12 protein-coding genes are annotated in these 17,525 nt (G+C 48.2%); 5 read left to right on the top strand and 7 right to left on the bottom strand.

Annotation, left to right across the window (positions count from 1 at the left end; translation table 11 throughout):
• Positions 1-99 precede the first annotated feature (99 nt).
• Genes OZ401_RS16980 through OZ401_RS16970 form a run of 3 tightly spaced genes read left to right on the top strand, consistent with a single transcriptional unit; the run spans position 100 to position 2,262 of the window.
• The gene (locus tag OZ401_RS16980; protein WP_341471635.1) at positions 100-480 is read left to right on the top strand and encodes a VOC family protein; all 381 of its coding nucleotides are present in this window, start codon (positions 100-102) and stop codon (positions 478-480) included.
• A 43-nt stretch (positions 481-523) separates the two neighbouring features.
• Positions 524-1,492, top strand: coding sequence for a CoA transferase subunit A (locus OZ401_RS16975; protein ID WP_341471634.1), 969 nt, complete (start codon positions 524-526; stop codon positions 1,490-1,492).
• Positions 1,492-2,262 carry a CoA-transferase subunit beta gene (locus tag OZ401_RS16970; RefSeq protein ID WP_341471633.1) on the top strand — a complete coding sequence of 257 codons (771 nt, stop codon included), beginning with the start codon at positions 1,492-1,494 and terminating at the stop codon, positions 2,260-2,262. Before OZ401_RS16975 ends, OZ401_RS16970 begins: the two co-directional genes overlap by 1 nt.
• Positions 2,263-2,376: 114 nt before the next feature.
• Here the strand turns inward: OZ401_RS16970 and OZ401_RS16965 are convergent, their stop codons facing one another.
• The 5 genes from OZ401_RS16965 to OZ401_RS16945 all read right to left on the bottom strand — a co-directional run bounded on the left by OZ401_RS16965 (position 2,377) and on the right by OZ401_RS16945 (position 9,987).
• The gene (locus OZ401_RS16965) at positions 2,377-4,017 is read right to left on the bottom strand and encodes an ABC transporter permease subunit (RefSeq protein ID WP_341471632.1); all 1,641 of its coding nucleotides are present in this window, start codon (positions 4,015-4,017) and stop codon (positions 2,377-2,379) included.
• Between the two features lie 5 nt (positions 4,018-4,022).
• Positions 4,023-4,994: an ABC transporter ATP-binding protein gene (locus OZ401_RS16960; protein ID WP_341471631.1), complete on the bottom strand. Its 972-nt coding sequence runs from the start codon at positions 4,992-4,994 to the stop codon at positions 4,023-4,025.
• Positions 4,995-5,377: 383 nt separating this feature from the next.
• Positions 5,378-6,511, bottom strand: a complete 1,134-nt coding sequence (locus tag OZ401_RS16955) for a sensor histidine kinase (protein WP_341471630.1) — start codon at positions 6,509-6,511, stop codon at positions 5,378-5,380.
• Positions 6,512-6,846: 335 nt separating this feature from the next.
• Positions 6,847-8,856, bottom strand: a complete 2,010-nt coding sequence (locus tag OZ401_RS16950) for a WD40 repeat domain-containing protein (protein WP_341471629.1) — start codon at positions 8,854-8,856, stop codon at positions 6,847-6,849.
• Positions 8,857-8,904: 48 nt separating this feature from the next.
• Positions 8,905-9,987 carry a hypothetical protein gene (locus OZ401_RS16945; RefSeq protein ID WP_341471628.1) on the bottom strand — a complete coding sequence of 361 codons (1,083 nt, stop codon included), beginning with the start codon at positions 9,985-9,987 and terminating at the stop codon, positions 8,905-8,907.
• A 262-nt stretch (positions 9,988-10,249) separates the two neighbouring features.
• On the opposite strand from OZ401_RS16945, the gene OZ401_RS16940 reads away from it, so the two are divergent.
• Together OZ401_RS16940 and OZ401_RS16935 are read left to right on the top strand one after the other, a co-directional pair.
• The gene (locus tag OZ401_RS16940; protein ID WP_341471627.1) at positions 10,250-11,479 is read left to right on the top strand and encodes a M20 family metallopeptidase; all 1,230 of its coding nucleotides are present in this window, start codon (positions 10,250-10,252) and stop codon (positions 11,477-11,479) included.
• Between the two features lie 65 nt (positions 11,480-11,544).
• Positions 11,545-13,512, top strand: a complete 1,968-nt coding sequence (locus tag OZ401_RS16935; protein WP_341471626.1) for a fibronectin type III domain-containing protein — start codon at positions 11,545-11,547, stop codon at positions 13,510-13,512.
• A 52-nt stretch (positions 13,513-13,564) separates the two neighbouring features.
• On the opposite strand, the gene OZ401_RS16930 is transcribed toward OZ401_RS16935, so the two are convergent.
• Entirely contained in the window at positions 13,565-14,554 is a 990-nt protein-coding gene (locus OZ401_RS16930) for a glycosyltransferase family 2 protein (RefSeq protein WP_341471625.1), read from the bottom strand.
• Positions 14,555-14,558: 4 nt separating this feature from the next.
• Positions 14,559-17,429: an endopeptidase La gene (lon, locus tag OZ401_RS16925; RefSeq protein WP_341471624.1), complete on the bottom strand. Its 2,871-nt coding sequence runs from the start codon at positions 17,427-17,429 to the stop codon at positions 14,559-14,561.
• Positions 17,430-17,525: the final 96 nt, after the last annotated feature.

Genomic DNA, 17,525 nt, shown 5'->3' with positions numbered 1-17,525 from the left:
TATAGTGTAATGTAGATTAGACAATTTTTCACAAAACAAATTTTGTGTTAACATGTTGCAAATCCAAATCTGTAGTCGGATTGATTATTCAGGGTAAAAATGCTCAAAGGTATTTTGCACGTAAATCTGACAATTTCACCGGGCGCGGCAGCGTTGGCTGAAGCTCACCATTTTTATGTTCAGGTGCTTGGTCTTGAAGTGCTTGAACGACCGGATTCAGTCGATAGTGGCTCTCCGGGTTGGTGGTTAGGTTGCCAGAATGGGCAGCAAATTCATATCAGCGCAGAACAAAACCCGGATAAATATAATGCCCCGAGCAGTCGGCATGCCGCTTTTCAGGTGGAAAGTCTTGAAGTGTTACAACAACGCCTGCAAGAAAACGGAGTGACGATTATCAGCGATTCGCAATTTGCGGGACAGCGTCGCTTTTTTGTGCGCGACCCGTGGGGTAACAGGCTAGAGTTTGTAGAAATTCTTTAATACCTGCTTTTCAATACACCTCACATTTTCAGGAGGAAGTTCGATGTCGAACAAACTAATCGGGTTGGCGGAAGCCGCTGCTATGGTGCCTGATGGGGCAACCATATCCTTTGGCGGTTTCACTACGCAACGCCATCCTATGGCTTTTATTCATGAGCTTATCCGGCTCAGGCGACGCAATCTATATCTTTTTGGACATTCTCCCGGTGGCGATTGGGACATTCTTATCGGCGCGGGTTGCGTAAAACGGGTGGAATTGGCTTATGAAGCCGATGAAGCTTTTAACACTATCGGTTCACGCTGGCGTTTAGCGGTTGAGCGGGGGCAGATAGAGTGGGAAGATTACAGCAACTTTGCGATGGTTTCGCGCTTCACTGCCGGGGCAATGGGTATTCCGTTCATGCCCATCCGCAGTTTGCTCGGTAGCGATGTGCTGACAAAGGAAGTTTTAACGCCCGAACAACGTCTTGCCGACCCTCGCACCGCTTCCAAAAAGCTGGAAGTGATGAACTCCCCCTTCAATACGGGTGAAAAAGTGGTGCTGGTTCCGGCGATTCACACCGAGTTTGCGGTTATCCATGTGCAAAAAGCTTCTCTGAATGGCGTTGTACGCATCGAAGGGCAAAGCTTCGCAGACGTGCAACAGGCTTTGTGCGCCGATACCGTGATTGTTACGGCGGAAGAAATTGTGGATGAGGATCAATTGCGTGAGGAGCCAGAGCGCAACCTGCTTCCTTATTTTGCCGTAAAGCATGTTTGCCATGTTCCTTACGGTTCGCATCCGTATGCCGTCTTCCGTTATTATGATTATGACCCGCGCCAACTAAAAATCTATCATGATGGTTCGGACGATGACGCGACCTTTCAGCAATACCTCGATAAATATGTGTATGGTGTAAAAAACCATGCCGAGTATTTACAGGTTATTGGCGGGGAAGAACGGCTCAGTGGCTTGAAGGCTGATCCTGTTTATGGTTACAGCCCCAACCTGAAACGGAGGAGACTGGACTAATGGCAGAATATAGCTACACTCTGACCGAATTGATGGCGGTCACCGCTGCCCGTCAGATTAAAAACGGTGAAGTTGTTTTTGCGGGGACAGGCTTGCCGATGCTTGGCGCGATGTTGGCGCAGCGCACCCACGCGCCCGATTGCTGTATCATTTTTGAAGCCGGAACGATGGCGAGTCGTCTTGCGCACTTGCCCATGTCGGTAGGTGACCCTCGCGTAATGCGCGGTGCGGCTACTGCGGCGGGTTTGAGCGAAGTGTTTACCTACGTGTTGCAAGCCGGGCGCGTGGATGTGGGCTTCCTCAGCGGTGCGCAGATTGACCGCTACGGCAACATCAACAGCACCTCGATTGGCGCAGACCATCGTCACCCCAAAGTACGTTTCCCCGGTAGTGGCGGTTCTGGTGATATTGCTTGCCTCGCGCAGCGCACCGCCATTATCGCTTTGCACGAAAAACGACGCTTCCCTGCGAAGATTGACTATCTCACCAGTCCGGGCTGGCTTGAAGGGGGCGACAGTCGTCATGAAGCGGGTTTGACTAGAGGCGGACCGCATGTGGTGGTAACAACCAAAGCGGTTATGAAGTTCAAGCCGGTGAGCCACGAAATGTATCTGGAGAGCTATCATCCCGGTCTAACTGCTCAGCAGGTATCGGATGATACGGGCTTCCCTCTGGATACGCAAGACGCGATAGAGACTCCGATTCCTTCTCAGGAAGAATTGCGGATTTTGCGTGATGTAGTTGACCCCGACCGCATTTTCTTGAAGTAAAAAGCTAAAAAAGCCTCTTGCGCTAACAAGGCACGGGGCTTTTTTGATTCTGAACTTTCGCTTTGGACAAGAGGTTTAAACCCCCTTGTCTTTACTTGTTATTTCTCGCCGCTTTTAGGATTCAATATCTCGGTAGTGGAAGCGTGTTATTGCTATTCCTACAAATAGCGCACACAGCCCCAGCAAAATGTATTGTACCGTCCAATCCAGACCACTGATAATAGGCTGCCCGTAATGGTGGAATAGGGATGTATCAACTACCCAATCTGGAAACTTGAAAGTTGCTTTCAGGAATTCAATCAGGAAGCTGATAATTACCAATCCAGTTAGTACGCCCATAGTCCAGCCCGGTTTGAAAGCGCAGAATAGGAAACCGAAGGCTAGAATAACTCCGCCCAATACGAACGCTCCTGCAAAAGCCTCCATTGAGTAGTTGTTGACCAGCTTGACGTTCCCAACCTGTAGCATTATTTCAAAAACAAGCCAATTCAAGCCTACCACGAACGCCATCGCAATTAGGCTCGCAGTAAAGCGCGATAGTAATAATCTCCAACGCGCTTGTGGTGTTGCCAGCAACAGTTCGAGCCTGCCTTCTGTCTCATCGTTCGCCCAACTTGCCACCATTGTCACTGCATACGAGGCAAATAGCACCACCAGAAACAGGAAGAGCATTAGGTTCAGCAGATTTTCGTTAGTACCCATAGTCATGAAGCCTATTGCCTTGTAAAAATCGCTTTGCAGCAGGCTCAACATGCTATCTTTCATATTGTTGAAAATCGCTAGAATTAGCACCGTATAGGAGGCAATGCCCACTCCCCAGATGAGTGCGCCCAAAGCCAACGATTTGAGCGCAAACCAAAAACTGCCAGCCAGCCATGGCGCTTTAGGCTCTGCCAGCGAGCGATGGTTGTTTTCGGCTAAGGCTTTTTGCGGGAATAGCTGGAATACCCCGCTATGGTCACGGTGCAGGTACATATAGGCGGCGGCTATCACCAGCGGGATGCTGACCACTAACAGTATAATCAGTCCCATCCAGTCCATGCCTACGCTGCGGCAAAGCGGTTTGCTTAGGTTATAGTAATGGAAAGGTGAAAGCGGACGCATCCACTTGAGCATATCAACCACTTCGGACAGGCTGTTCAGCAGGTACGTGGCAGCAAGAAGTCCGCCACTCCAGCCAATCGCCCATTTGCGTGAACCTAGCTGGGAAAACAGCAGTGCAATATTGCCGAATATCAGGCTGACAGCTATGGCGTTGAGCATTTGCAGAAATGCGCCGCTCGTGCTGAGTTCGAGGTTAAAGGTTGCTGCGCCAGCCACCAAACCTACTGCCGCCAATCCTCCGATTAACAGCAGCATTGCGGTTAGCCCTGCCGATTTTTGCAAAAATACCGAAAGGCGCGAATGGGGTGTACTCAGCAGAATATCAAGGCTGCCTTTTTCTTCTTCGCCTCTTATCAGATTGCTGCCGATTAAAAAGGCTACTATGCTGAAAAGCAACGGGGAAAAAATCATAAACTCAGCGGTAATAAAGCCGCCCAGCGTATCCACATCGTAGGCTTTTCCGGCGATAAAGCTCATCGATTCAAACGCGGTTACATAGTCCTTGATTAGTTTGTCGCGTTCGGGTCCAGCGAAAAGAGCCGTGTAGGCTTGGCTGTAAAAAAACATGAGTAGCCCAAAACCGCCTCCCCAAATCAGAATATGGTAGCGCGTGTCTCGCAGCGTTTTGAAAAATATATTATGCAGCATCATGGCGCTCACCTCCCTTCTGGCAGGTTCGCGCTTTTGCCGTAGAAATCCATGAAGATGTTTTCCAGCGATGGTTCATGGCTTACAAAGTCGAGTATCTCGTATTGGGCGAAGTGCTTTACTACGCTGCCCAATATCTCCTGAGAAACGATACAACGTACCGTATCACCCTCAGCCGTTTCGCCTATCTCAAGTTGGTCAACACCTTCCAGCGAGCGCAAGAAATCAGTTTGCGCCTTGCCCTTGAAGCTGATTTCAAGGTAATGACATTTCAGGTCTGCCAGATCGCCAATGCTACCCACCTTCACCAGTTTCCCCTCGCGAATAAGCGCCACTCGGTCGCAGGTGGACTCAATTTCACTCATTATATGCGAGGAAAGAAAAACGGTAGCGCCTTCATTACGCAGTTCGCGCACTAGGTTGAACAACTCATGCTGGTTTAGCGGGTCAAGCCCGTTGCTTGGTTCATCCAGAATAAGAAGGCGTGGCTTGTGCATAATCGCCTGAATGATGCCCACTTTTTGCTTATTTCCGTGCGAATACTCGCGGAACTTTTTGCTTAAGTCGAGTTGCAGCCGCTCTGCTAACCCGGCGATATGTTTCCAATCAACCCCTCCCCGCAGGGAGGCGAGGTATTTCAAGGTTTGCGCTCCGGTCATTCCCGGATACAGCATAAATTCGCCCGGCAGATAGCCTGTCAGCTTTTTAATCTTCACGCTATCTTTCATACAATCCAAACCGAAAATGGAAGCACTGCCGGAAGTAGGATGAATCTCGTTCATCAGCAAGCGAATCGTGGTGGTTTTCCCTGCCCCGTTAGGTCCAAGGAAGCCAAAAATTTCACCTTCGGCTATTTCAAGGTTAAGTTCGGTAATTCCCCTGTTCCGGCCATACCTTTTGGTAAGATTTTCGGTGCGGATTGCCCGCCCAGGCCTGTCTGTTCCTATCACAGTCTTTGAAGGGGTAAGTGAAGTTTGCATAATTTCACCCCCTTATTGTGTTGGCGCAAATAAATCAGTGCATTAATTAGCACTTCATTTAAATCTTATGCCGTTCTGGTAGACAGGTAAATAGAATATGGTAAAAACGAGGCAAATAAAAAAGGTCGCCGCTGCTCATCGGTGACCTTCTGTTATAGGAGGAGTTTGAGAGAAGATTTAGGAGATTAAGTTCATAATTCCAGTAAGCTATTGGCTTACACTACTATGTTAACCTTTGTACTCTGTCGCTGTTATGCGCCTTATCACTCTTGGCGTGTGACGTATCGCACATTATTTAGATCACTGGAATAGCAAAAAAGAGCCATAAAAAAAGCCCCGCTTGCCTCGCACCGGGACTTAAGCGAATGATTTTTTTGAAATAGCTAGAAAGGGCAACCGTGTGGTTTGAGCGGTACTACTATTTGGATAGTGGTTCCGCTATCCCCGGACATTATGCTGGCTTTACCGCCCAATAATCCGGCACGTTCCTCAATATCAAACAGCCCCAAATGCCCTCCACAGATTGCTTTGTGGCGTGCTTCTGACATATTAAAACCCTTACCGTTATCCCGTATTTCCAGCTTAATATTGTCATTTAGCAGGCGTGACATACGAATATCAACTCTAGTAGCTTGGGCGTGTTTAATGATATTGGTCAGACTTTCTTGGGTAATACGAAATAAGCAGGTTTCAAGTTCTGGTGGTAGGCGGTCGGTATCGCCGATGCGGTCAAGTTCGAGTTTCACTTCAAAATTGGCACGTTCGCCCGCGCCACGACTCAACCAACGCACTGCCGGAACTAGCCCTAAGTCATCCAACATAGTGGGGCGTAAATCCAGCGCCAATTTTCGCAACTCATCCAGTGTTGCGGTTGCCATATCACGCAAAGAGCCGAGGCGAGTTTCCTGCTGTTCGTCTCGCGCCTGTCGGCGGGCTGCATCCAAGCCCATAATAATGGCGGTGAGCGATTGGCTAGCTTCATCGTGCAATTCACGAGCAATTCGTTTGCGCTCATTTTCCTGTGCCGTGATTACCCGCGCTGTCATAATTTGAAGTTGGTGCTGATCTTCCTGAATAACTCGCGCGTTATCTTCCAGCCGTACCAACATCTGGCGTAAAGCCCCGGTAAATTCGCGCACATCCGGGTCATTAATCCGCGAAAGCGCTACATGTGCGCGTGGGTATCCGGCGTGAATTTTCGTAAGCACTCTTTGTAATTCATGGAAGGGGCGGAAGGCGCTTTTTAGCGTGAAAAAGCTGATCGACCCGCTCAGGAGGGTGGCGCAACAGATGATAATTACAAAGGTAACAACATTGAAGCTACCTGCTTCTGCCAGTTGTGCAGTAAACCATGAGCCAATAATCGCACTGCAACTGATAATCAACAGGTTAGAGATAAGAATGCGCTGTAGTAGAGGTAATTGAAACCACAGGCTCTGTTTTTCGCGAATGGCTTTTTTGTTGAATGGTACTCCATGGTGCGCAGGTGCCGAAAAACGGCTATGCGTATCTTGCATCAGCGTGATTCCTCCCGGTGAGGCTGGAGTGTGAGCGGATCGAATAAAATGTTTGAAAAATAGACAACGAACCAGCAGGGATAATTTCTCCCTTTTTAAGTATCTCTCATGTAAGGGCTTTTTGACAGTAGTTTCTACTACGGATTTTTTTTGAGGGGTTTCTGATGAATCGGCTGTTCCATCAGAAGTGGGGCGGGCAGCCAATTGTGTATTTCCTTCCAGAATGGGCAAATCCTTGTCCGGCAATGGTTAACTTCAACCAACTAAATTATACTGTATCATTTTCTAATTGTATCGTTTTTGCCGTTGTGCAATTATGTTAAAAATGCGTTCAACTATGTTCTTTCCCATAGTTTTACAGAGCCATCAAGCTGCCCGCTGGCAATATATTTCCCATTTTTGGAAAGTACAGTAGCTTGTAATCCATAAGTTTGTTCTGAAGTAGTGGAAAAAAGCTCTTTTCCACTTTGTACATCCCACCCTCTAATTATCCGGTCTTCTCCTGCCGAATAAATTGTTTGTGTATCGGGACTGAATACCAACCAGCTTAGCCTGCGGTTAAAAGTTTCTATTCGACTGATTCTTTTTTGACCTACAACAGACAATATCTCAAAGCCTCTTTGCCACTGTGGGTTTAAACCCCAATAAGTGTCAAAGGCGCTAACTAACAACTTCCCATCCGCGCTAAATGAGAAAGCTGTTAGGTGCGCTTCTGCCCCATCAACCCTCGTTTCCTCCTCACTTCTCCCGACCGTCCAGAACCACAAACCTGCTAGCGCATCATACGGGGAATTTGCTAGGTAAGCCAATTGTGTATTATCAGGGTTGAAAGCTGCCGCCACAACCTCTCTATCATTAGTACCTTCTACCTCTTTTAAGAGTTTTCCGGTTTTGACTTCCCACATCTGAAGTGAAGCACTATAATCATTTTTTCCTATACTGGCGAGGTAGTTACCATCACTGCTGTATTGCAAACTTTCGATAGTTTTGGTATTTACCTTAAGTTCTCCGGTAGACTTGCCATTTTCTACCGACCAGAACTTGATTGAATTTTCTTTGCCACCGCTTGCTAGCGTTTTACCATCCGGGCTAAAAGCCAGCGCTTTACACGCTCCGCTAAAAGCTTTGATAGTTATTAACTCTTTGCCTGATGGAGCTGCAAAAATTTTGATTACCCCTTCGTCATTACCACTGGCAAAATCGGTACTATCGGGATTAAAGGCTACCGCGTTTATCGCTTGGCGATTGCCTTGTATTGTTTTCAGTTCCTTGCCGTTCTCTAGCGACCAAAATTTGATTGTACCCTGTTCGTCACCGCTTACTAGTTGCTTTCCGTTCGGGCTAAAAGCCAGAGAGGTATGCCGAGATAGTGTCCTGAAAGAAAATAGTTCTTTCTGAGTATTCAACGACCATATTTTAACTTCTCCGGTAGCTGTACCAAAAGCCAGCATTTGGCTATCAAAGCTGAAAGCAAGGTTTGCTACCTCTTCAGCTTGTACTTGGATAGTAGCCAGCTTTTTCCCATCAGTCCGATTCCATAGCACAATATTATTTTTTTTATCACTGTCCACCGCAGCTATAATTTTTCCGGTTGGGCTGAAAACTAAAGGGAAGTAACCGCTGGTTAGAGGATAAACCCGAATACCTATAGCCAGCGAGGTAAGTTTTTGTCCATTTAGCAGGTTAAAAAAGGAAATGGCTGTTTCTTCTTCTTGCGTAACCCCGACTGCCATTGCTCCATTTTCAGCGTCAAAGGCTATTGAACCCGCGTATCCGGTAGAACCAACCGCAAAACTGGCTAACTGTTTCCAGTCACCTACCGACCATAGTGTGTAGAAATCGGGTTGTTCGTTATTGCCAAGCACTGCCAGCGTTTTACCATCCGGGCTAAAAGCCAGCGCTGAAATCAGATAATATTTGTTTCCCAAGGCTAAGCTAGTTACTTGTTGTCCGGTTGTAACAGACCAGACCCTAACGGTACCATCTTTGCTACCACTGGCAAGAAACTTCCCGTCCGGGCTAAATGCCAGATTGGTAATGCTATCTGTATGACCTTTAAGGGTCATAATCTCTTTATCGGAGGAAGTATCCCAGAAACGGATTGCATAATCTCCCCCGGCGCTGGCTACCAATTTACCATCCGGGCTAAAAGCCATTGCATTAATTGATTTCATCTGACCAGTTTGAGAAGGGGTGGAAAAGATTAGGCTAAGCGGAGTTACGGGCGGATGATTAGTTGGTATTACAGTATTGGTTTCATCAGAACATGCTGCCAAAACCAATAAAACAATTATTAATCCCGTTGTAACAATTCGAGAATAGCTACTGTTTCGCTGCTTTATCATCTCTTTCCCTTTTAGAATCAAGCTTACCTATGTATCGCCTTAGTTAGGTCATTTTACTTTTTTATGCAGTTTTCGCCTGCGAATGATGGTTGAGCGATCGGATGACCATTGGGCGGGGGGAGCCATCAGTAATCCGGCAAGCGCCACAAGCACCCTGTCATAATTCACCCTCCAGCCTGCAAAATCTTCCCATGCCAATTCGCGGTCTACTCTAACAGGTACTCCTTCTCTTGCCAAATTTTCGTAGGCTTCATAAAATTCTTCTCTGGTAATGCTGATCGGGTCGGTTCTTTTTGGTTTAGGCTCAAAGGGTATCTGGTATAAGCTGGCAATATTCTGCAATGCTAGATATCCCGCTCGGATGCACAGGTCAGATTGAGCATCTTTTGGAATTTCGAGGGTAGAATTGACCATAGAGGCGGCATCAAGCACCGTTCCGGCAGCCGTTATCCATGAGTGCTGCGGGTCAGGCGAACGAAAAAAGGCTAACATAGAAAAAGAGGTGTGCGTTTCTTGCAACTCTACGAACCATAGTTCCCAACTTACCCATAGGTCGTTAAGTTTATCTAGCCTTTGTAAACGGTGAAAGCGTTTTATCAATTCTAGCGCAGAGGGCGGTTTACCAGCCCGAACTTCCAGCATATTAACTGCCGATTCTCGCTTGGAAAAAGCAGAATAGAGGGTTGGGATAAACGAAATCAAGAGGGCTACCATTATTAGCCCGATTAACGCTTCGGTGAAAGCTACAAATGTTGTCGGTAAATCGGGTAGGCTGGCAAAGCCGAGGGTAAGCATAGATGAGCCGCTATCAATAAGCGCTCTTTCGAGTGAATCAACTCCCAAACTTAAATATATCAAGGTATAGCCCAGTTGAATGACCATCAACCAAAAAGCCAATAATATCAAGAGAGAAACTGGCACGTAAAATGCCATTATCCGGTCGCGCCGCTCATAATAGCTGGAGCGTTTGACAAAAAAATCATAGATACGGCGCATCAGAAGAAACACAAAACGCGCCAAGCGGTCATTGGCGCTACGCGGGAGCATAAAAGTACGAATAACCGAGAGTAAAACCCAGATAACTAGGCTAATGCCTACCAGCCCAGCTATAACCCGCAGGACAATATCCACGAGCTTTTTAACCCTTTCTAATCAATATGTTAACTGCGTTTGAACCTGATTTGTGCCTATAATAAAGGGAGATTTAAATTGACTTGCCAGAGCATGTTATAATAAACACAATTATAAAGCATTGTTGCTCACTATTGGGTTTAAATGTCATTTTGGTTCATAGGTGCTGGGAAAATCAAAACGCTTGAAGCGTTTGCTGTAATTAGCGTACAAGCTATTGTTCTTGCTTGTAAGTTTTGATTTTATCTGGAGTAAAACATTTTTGACTAAGTCCGCTAGTGACATTACCGAAAAGTTGTATAAAGAACTGGAAAGCCGGATTCTAGGCACGATTGAACGTGACAGCGAAAGGCTAATCCAGCTCAGTCGCACAATTCATTCTGATCCTGAGATTGCCTACAAAGAATTCCGTGCCGTCGCCCTGTTAACCGCTTCTCTGGAAGAGCGCGGGTTTGAGGTTGAACGCGGTATTGCCGAACTTGACACCGCTTTTGTTGCTAGAGTCGGTTCCTCTTCCCCCCCCCAAATCGCCTTGTTAGCCGAATACGATGCCCTACCCGGTTTAGGGCATGGCTGTGGGCATAACCTGATGGCAACTGCCACGTTAGGCGCAGCGTGGGCTTTGCGCGAGGTGCTAGACCAATTGCCCGGACAACTGGCGGTGTATGGCACACCCGCCGAAGAAGGAGGTGGTGGCAAGGTGCTAATGGTAAACCGTGGCATTTTTAAGAAAGTAGATGCTGCTCTCATATTCCACCCCAGTACCCGCAATATAACCACTCGTGGCAGCCTTGCCGCCACCCGTATCGAGCTATCTTTCAAAGGGAAAGCAAGCCATAGCGCCGCCCATCCCGAAATGGGTATCAATGCGCTTGATGCGGTTATCCAGACTTTCAATAATATAAACGCCTTACGGCAACACCTGCGCCCCGATGCGCGGGTACACGGCATTATTACCAATGGTGGGCAAGCGGTTAATATCGTGCCAGACTTTGCCAGCGCTTCCTTTAGCGTGCGTGCCGCCGACCGCAAATATGCCGATGAGGTTTTGGAAAAATTCCGTCGCTGTGCCGAAGCCGCTGCACTGGCAACCGGCGCGACACTCGATTTTAACGTATTAGAACATACCCGCTACGACAATATGGTTCCTAACGGCGTAATGGCGCGCCTCTTTGCCGAAAAGCTGGAAAAGCTTGGTCTGGAGGTGGTTCAGCCTGAGCCAAACGAAGCGATGGGTAGCACTGACATGGGTAATGTCAGCCAAGTCGTGCCATCCATCCATGCTTATCTAGCTATAGCCCCGGAGAGCGTTTCAGGACACAGCGTAGAGTTTCGTGAAGCGGCTTATTCCGATGTGGGTCAACGGGGGATGCTCAATGCTGCCCGCGCTCTAGCGTTAACCGCGCTGGATTTGTTGGCAAAGCCAGAATTATTGGCGGCTGCCAAACGTGAGTTTGCTGAGCAGGCTTCCAAAGGTGTTGTAAAAGGTTGATTAACAGAAAATTAGGATTTTATCCGTCGCATTCATTTGAAAGTATGGGGCGCGTTCTTGCGCTAATGTTACTGGTTATGAGCCTTGTAACTGCGGCGATGACTCATGTGTCTATTCCTACCCGTTTAGGTGAGCTAAATACTGTTTCCACCGCAGATTTCCCGCAAGTGGTGAAGCAAAATGCGGATGCTTTGGTAGCAGTTCAATCCACCAACGCCAATAACGCGCTGGTAGCTTATCGGGGCGGAAACTCCACCGTTCAGATTGGCAATGAAAAGGTAACCCCGCCTGCTTGGAGCGGCAACTGGCTCAACTTTGGTTTGATGGACTCCACTACAATCCGGTTTAACGAGCCTTTTAATGTATTGCGGGTGGAATGGCTGGCGAATGTGCCTGTTCGCACTGCCCTCCAAATTGATGTACGCGCTAGTGGTGACGGGCAAAACTGGACGCTCTGGGAGCTTTTAAATCAGAGTGGGCAAGTAGCCCGCTTCGACTCCAATAAATTATATCTTTACGCCGAATATCGCATCCGTATGTTTTCGGCGGACGAAGGTATAAGCCCTGAGTTTATGGGTATTTCGCTGGCAGCCAATAGCCAGAACGTCAATACCTTTTTCAACGGTAATAACGCTAATTTAGCTATGTTGGCTGCCAACCAACCTGCTACCTACAAGGTGTATGGTACGCGGCAAGGGATGGTAGGGGGACGTACTGCCAGCGGACATGTTATAGTACCGAATGATCGCTTCGTTTCGCTGCCAAGTTGGCGTTCTCTCTCCAAAAAAGGCAGCAGCGATTACCAAGTTCGAATTGTTGCCCCGAACGGTAAAAGCGGCGTTGCCCCGGTTTATGATGTCGGTCCGTGGAGTAATCAGGATAATTACTGGACAGCCCCTCGCGATATGTGGAATGACCTACCGGTAGGGATGCCGATGGCTGAAAAAGCCTTCTTTAACAACTACAATAATGGCAAAAATGAGTTCGGGGATGATGTAGTCAACCCAAGTTCCATAGATGTCGGCGATGGTACATGGTGGACTGACCTCGGTTTAGGCGGCGCTGGTTGGAAAGATGGCAATCGCTTGGCGGTTAGCTTCCTGTGGGGCGCTAACATTACACCGGTGCAGCTTAGCAATGTTCAGATTAAGAATATCGGTAGCGGCAATGCCACTATCTCTTGGAACACCAATGTTCCTACGACTGACTGGTTGGAATACGGCTTCGACACTAACTACCGTTTCCACACCACTCCGGGAACTTTTATGGGCACCAACCATGTGGTTTATCTGGGTGATCTTGCCCCGAACCGCACCTATAATCTGCGGGCGAGAACCAGAGATATTATTGGGCAGGAGGTGGCTTCCGATAAGCTGACCTTTACTACCGGAAGTGGTATGACTACCCAACTGACCAATTGGCAAACCGATCAGGGCTTGAAGACCACTATTTCCCCCGATTTCGGTTCGGTCAAGATTGAGGGTAAACGGGTGGTGGATAGCTATTGGAATGATAATCCGGTCAACAATTACACCGCCGGAGCAAGCACAATCCCCGGCAATGTTGGTAATTCGGGTGGACTGGATGTCGAATTTGCGCCGATATGCGATGCCAACGGGCAGAATTGCAACTTTGGCAGCGGTTCCGGCTATAAAGCCTATGTCCAGATAGTAAATGATGTCGGTGAGGAGGTCAGAGTAGGGGTGATAAGCGATTCGATAATCAGCCCGAACGGGTTGACTATTATGGTCGAAGGTACTACCGCAAACGGACCGCTCTGGCGTTATTCCGATCCCAACTTGCTCGATCCGCGCCAATCTCATCACTTCCTAATTGTGTGGGATGGGAATCAAGTCAGGGTGAAAGTTGATTACGGCAGTTTCCTCGACCCCACGCCGATTACCACTAGCGGTATCAAATGGAATTTCGCGGCGGCGGCTCGCTACAAAGGCGATTCGGTGAACGTGAATCTTAAAGAAATCAATTTTAGTTGGGGTTCGGTTAATCCTGCTCCTGCTCCTGTCAGCCAATAACTTATTGAGATGACAGTTAACGCCCCTCCGCCCAATCGGGTGAGAGGGGTTTTTAATGCCCCTTCAAACGAGTTTCGAGAAAACGGGGCAGATTGCGTCCTAATTTGAGACGGGCGCGAAAATCAGTGAGCGATATTAGCCGGGTTTTTTGCACTATATGCCTCTTTTTCAAAGTTTGCGCCAGTAACCGCATCGCGTCCAATTTGCCCATAAGCGCGGGAATAAATACACCTTGCTGTCCAAAGCGGGCTAACTGATAAAATTGCCCGGTTATTATGGCAGGACTGTACGCCAGCACCAGCGGCAGGGGCATATTTTTCAAGATAGTGGTAAGGCTATTTCGGGAAGCGCGTTGCGCCGTTTGGGGTCGCACTTTTCGAGATGAAGCTGAAACCTGATGATAGGCAACCGCACCGGGAACATACAAGCAACGATAACCCAGCAATTGTGCCCGATAACTCAGATCATCTTCATCTCCGTACATAAAGTAATCCTCATCCAGCAAGCCTGTTCGCTCGAAAAGCTCTCGCCGAAAGAGCGCGGCGGCTCCGGCAGGTCCAAAAACTTCTTGCGGTTGGTCGTAGGGGGCGGCATTCGGACGCAAGAAACCGCGCTCTCTGGCGATACCATCTTGCCCGATAAAAATTCCCGCCGAGTTTAGGGTGTTATGGTCAGAATGTAGGCAAATGCGCGGTGCGGCAAAACCGAAGCCTTTCCCCTCTACTTTTATAAGTTCGTTCAGTAACTTTTCAAGAAAATCCGGCGCTGCTTCGGCATCGTTGTTAAACCAGCAGAGATAGGGGGCAGTACCCGCTCGAATTCCGGCGTTGATTCCACCTGCAAAGCCCCGATTTTCAGGTAATTCCAACAACTCCACTTCTGGATAGTGTCTTTGCAAAAATTCCACCGAGCCATCGGAGGAGGCATTATCCACCACGATAATTTTAAAATCAGGGTATGTTTGCGCCCTCAGAGAATCAAGACAGGCGCGAAGGAGTTCGCGCCCGTTCCAGTTTGGGATAATAATTTCGACTTGAGCCATGGTGTTATTGCTTTTTGCGACTCTTTGGTTTGGTGACAACCTCATTGTCTTCTTTGCCGTTCTTGATGGGTTCTAAATCAACTCCATTGAGTGGCAAATTATGTTCACCGGGTTTGTTCAGAGCTGCTTCCAGCACCTCATCGATATTATCAACCAGTACAAAAGTTATCTCTTGCCGCAATTCAGGCGTTAAGTCGTCAAGGTCACGTTCGTTCATTTTAGGTAGAATAACAGTTTTAAGCCCGGCACGCCGCGCTGCCAGCACCTTCTCCTTGACCCCTCCGATAGGCAAGACCTTGCCGCGCAGGGTTATTTCCCCCGTCATTGCTATATCCCCATGCACCGAGCGTCCGGTTAGCAACGAGACAATCGCGGTGGTTATGGTGATACCTGCACTTGGTCCGTCCTTTGGAATCGCGCCTGCCGGAATATGGATGTGGATATCGTTTTTTTCGAAGAAGGCTGGCTCAATACCCAGATGCGTGGCGCGAGAACGCACATAACTTAACGCTGCCTGCACAGATTCGCGCATGACATCGCCCAGTTGCCCCGTTACCATCAGATTTTTGCTACCGGGCATACGGGTTGCCTCAATGAACAGAATATCGCCACCTACTTCGGTGACTGCCAATCCGGTCGCCACGCCCGGTTGTTGGGTACGCTCCGCCACGTCATAGAAATAGCGTTGTTTGCCTAGCAATTCGGTTACTTTGGCTTCGTTTATCAGGGTTTTTTCGGTATTGCCTTCTGCCACAGTTCGGGCTACTTTCCGAAGTACCGTTGCAATCTCCCGCTCAAGATTGCGTACCCCTGCCTCACGGGTGTATTCGCGCACTAGACGGTGTACTGCCGCTTCTTCAAATACGGCATCTTCCTCGGTGAGTGCGTTTGCTTTCAACATTTTAGGAATCAGATAATTGAAAGCAATTTTAACTTTCTCATCCTCGGTGTAACCAGATAGTGTTAGAATCTCCATACGATCGCGCAACGGTGCCGGGATGGGGTCGAGCAAGTTGGCGGTTGCAATGAACATTACTTTGGACAGATCGAAAGGCACGTCCAAATAATGGTCGCGGAAATCGCTGTTTTGCTCAGGATCAAGCACTTCCAGCAAGGCTGAACTCGGATCACCCCGATAATCCATCCCGATTTTGTCCACTTCATCCAGCATAAAGACCGGGTCGGAAGATTCGGCACGGCGCAAAGCCTGAATTATACGCCCCGGCATCGCCCCGATATAGGTGCGACGGTGTCCGCGAATCTCAGCTTCATCGCGCATACCGCCCAGCGACATACGGGTAAACTTACGCCCCAACGCTCTTGCGATACTTTGTCCCAGACTGGTTTTACCAACGCCGGGTGGTCCCACAAAACACAATATAGGCTCACGCGGACCCGTGTAATGATGCACCTCCTCAAAGGTAGGTGGGCGATGGGTTGGATCATCCTCCGCAAGGGATTCCGAAGGTACTGCCTCTGCGACCGCTTGTGCTGCTTTCTGGCGCTCAAGGCGTAGTTTGCGCACCGCTAGATATTCCAGAATACGCTCTTTGACCTTTTCGAGGTCGTAGTGATCCTCATCGAGCGTCTGACGCGCTTTGATAATATCTAGCGCGTTTTCGGTAGTTTTATTCCAAGGTAGGCTAACCAGCCAGTCCAAGTAAGTTTTGATTACGCCATACTCGGCGGCGGCGGGCGGTAGGCGAGAGAGGCGATCGAGTTCACGCTCAGCTTCGCGCCGTCCTTCTGCCGGTATATGTGATTTCTGGAGAGTTTCGCGTAACTGGTTTATTTCGGCAACTTGGGGGTCTTCCTCGCCCAATTCTTTCTGGAGAGCTTTTAACTGTTCACGCAGAAAGTACTCGCGCTGTGATTTGTTGAGTTCTTCCTGAACCTGTGACTGGATTTTGCGACCAAGTTCTAGCACTTCCAGTTCTTTAGTAAGAAAGGCGTTGAGCTTTTCCAGCTTTTCACGCACGTTGACAGTTTCAAGAATTTCCTGACGTTGCTCAAGATCCATCCGTACACTGGTGCCGATAAGGTAGGCAAGCTGACGAGGTTGCTCTATGTTGATGGCAGCCATCAACAGTTCGTCCGGGATTTGCGGTACGAGCGACACCAGTCGTTGGAAAAGAGTAATCGAGTTGCGCATCAACGCCTCAACCTCTACTCCTGTTTCCTCAACGTCCTGTATAATCCGGATACGCGCTTTTAAATATGGTTCGGTCTGGATATATTCCAGCACCTCAATTTTTTCAATTCCTTGAACTGCGAGGCGAATAGAACCATCCGGTACTTTGAGCAACTTGTGTACCAGTGCCACTGTTCCGATTTTAAAACTGTCGTCGGGTCCCGCCTGTTCTTGTTCAATATTTTTCTGAGCGACTAACCCTACCAGCCTATCTCCACCTATCCCTACTACTTCTTCGATCAGGCGAATTGAACGTTCTTGTCCAACTGCCAAAGGGAAAACCGTTAGTGGGTAAACTACCGTGTCTTTTAGCGGTAGGATTGGCAATATATCGGGGATTTGAGGCTTGTTGTCCTCTTCATCCTCGGAATCACTGTCGCCCTTGTTCTTTTCAGCTTCAATCTGAGCTATCAAACGTAGTAGGGCGGCAGCTTTATCATCATCTAGGTTCTTCAGATCTGCTAGGTCAATATCCTGGAGACCCTGCAATATCTCGCTGTTAGTTTTTGCATCAACTTTTCTAGATCGACGTGGCTTTTTAGGACTAGCCTCTAAAGCTTCTGTCGGTTCTTTCTTACGTCGCACATTTTTGCGGATAGGTTTTGGTTTATCTGCGATTGGCTCCGGATTTTCCGGTTGTACCTTTCGCTTACGTGTCTTCTGATTATTTTGATCGTCAGGCATGTTTCTCCCCAGGAGTCGGAAAATTTATCCCGCTCGGTATTAGTTTATTTAATAATTATATTCTACTTGAATGAGCTTGCAATTTCAAGGAAACGG

The organism is Candidatus Chlorohelix allophototropha (genome assembly GCF_030389965.1).
Lineage (GTDB): Bacteria > Chloroflexota > Chloroflexia > Chloroheliales > Chloroheliaceae > Chlorohelix > Chlorohelix allophototropha.
This window is presented reverse-complemented; position numbering and strand designations above follow the sequence as displayed.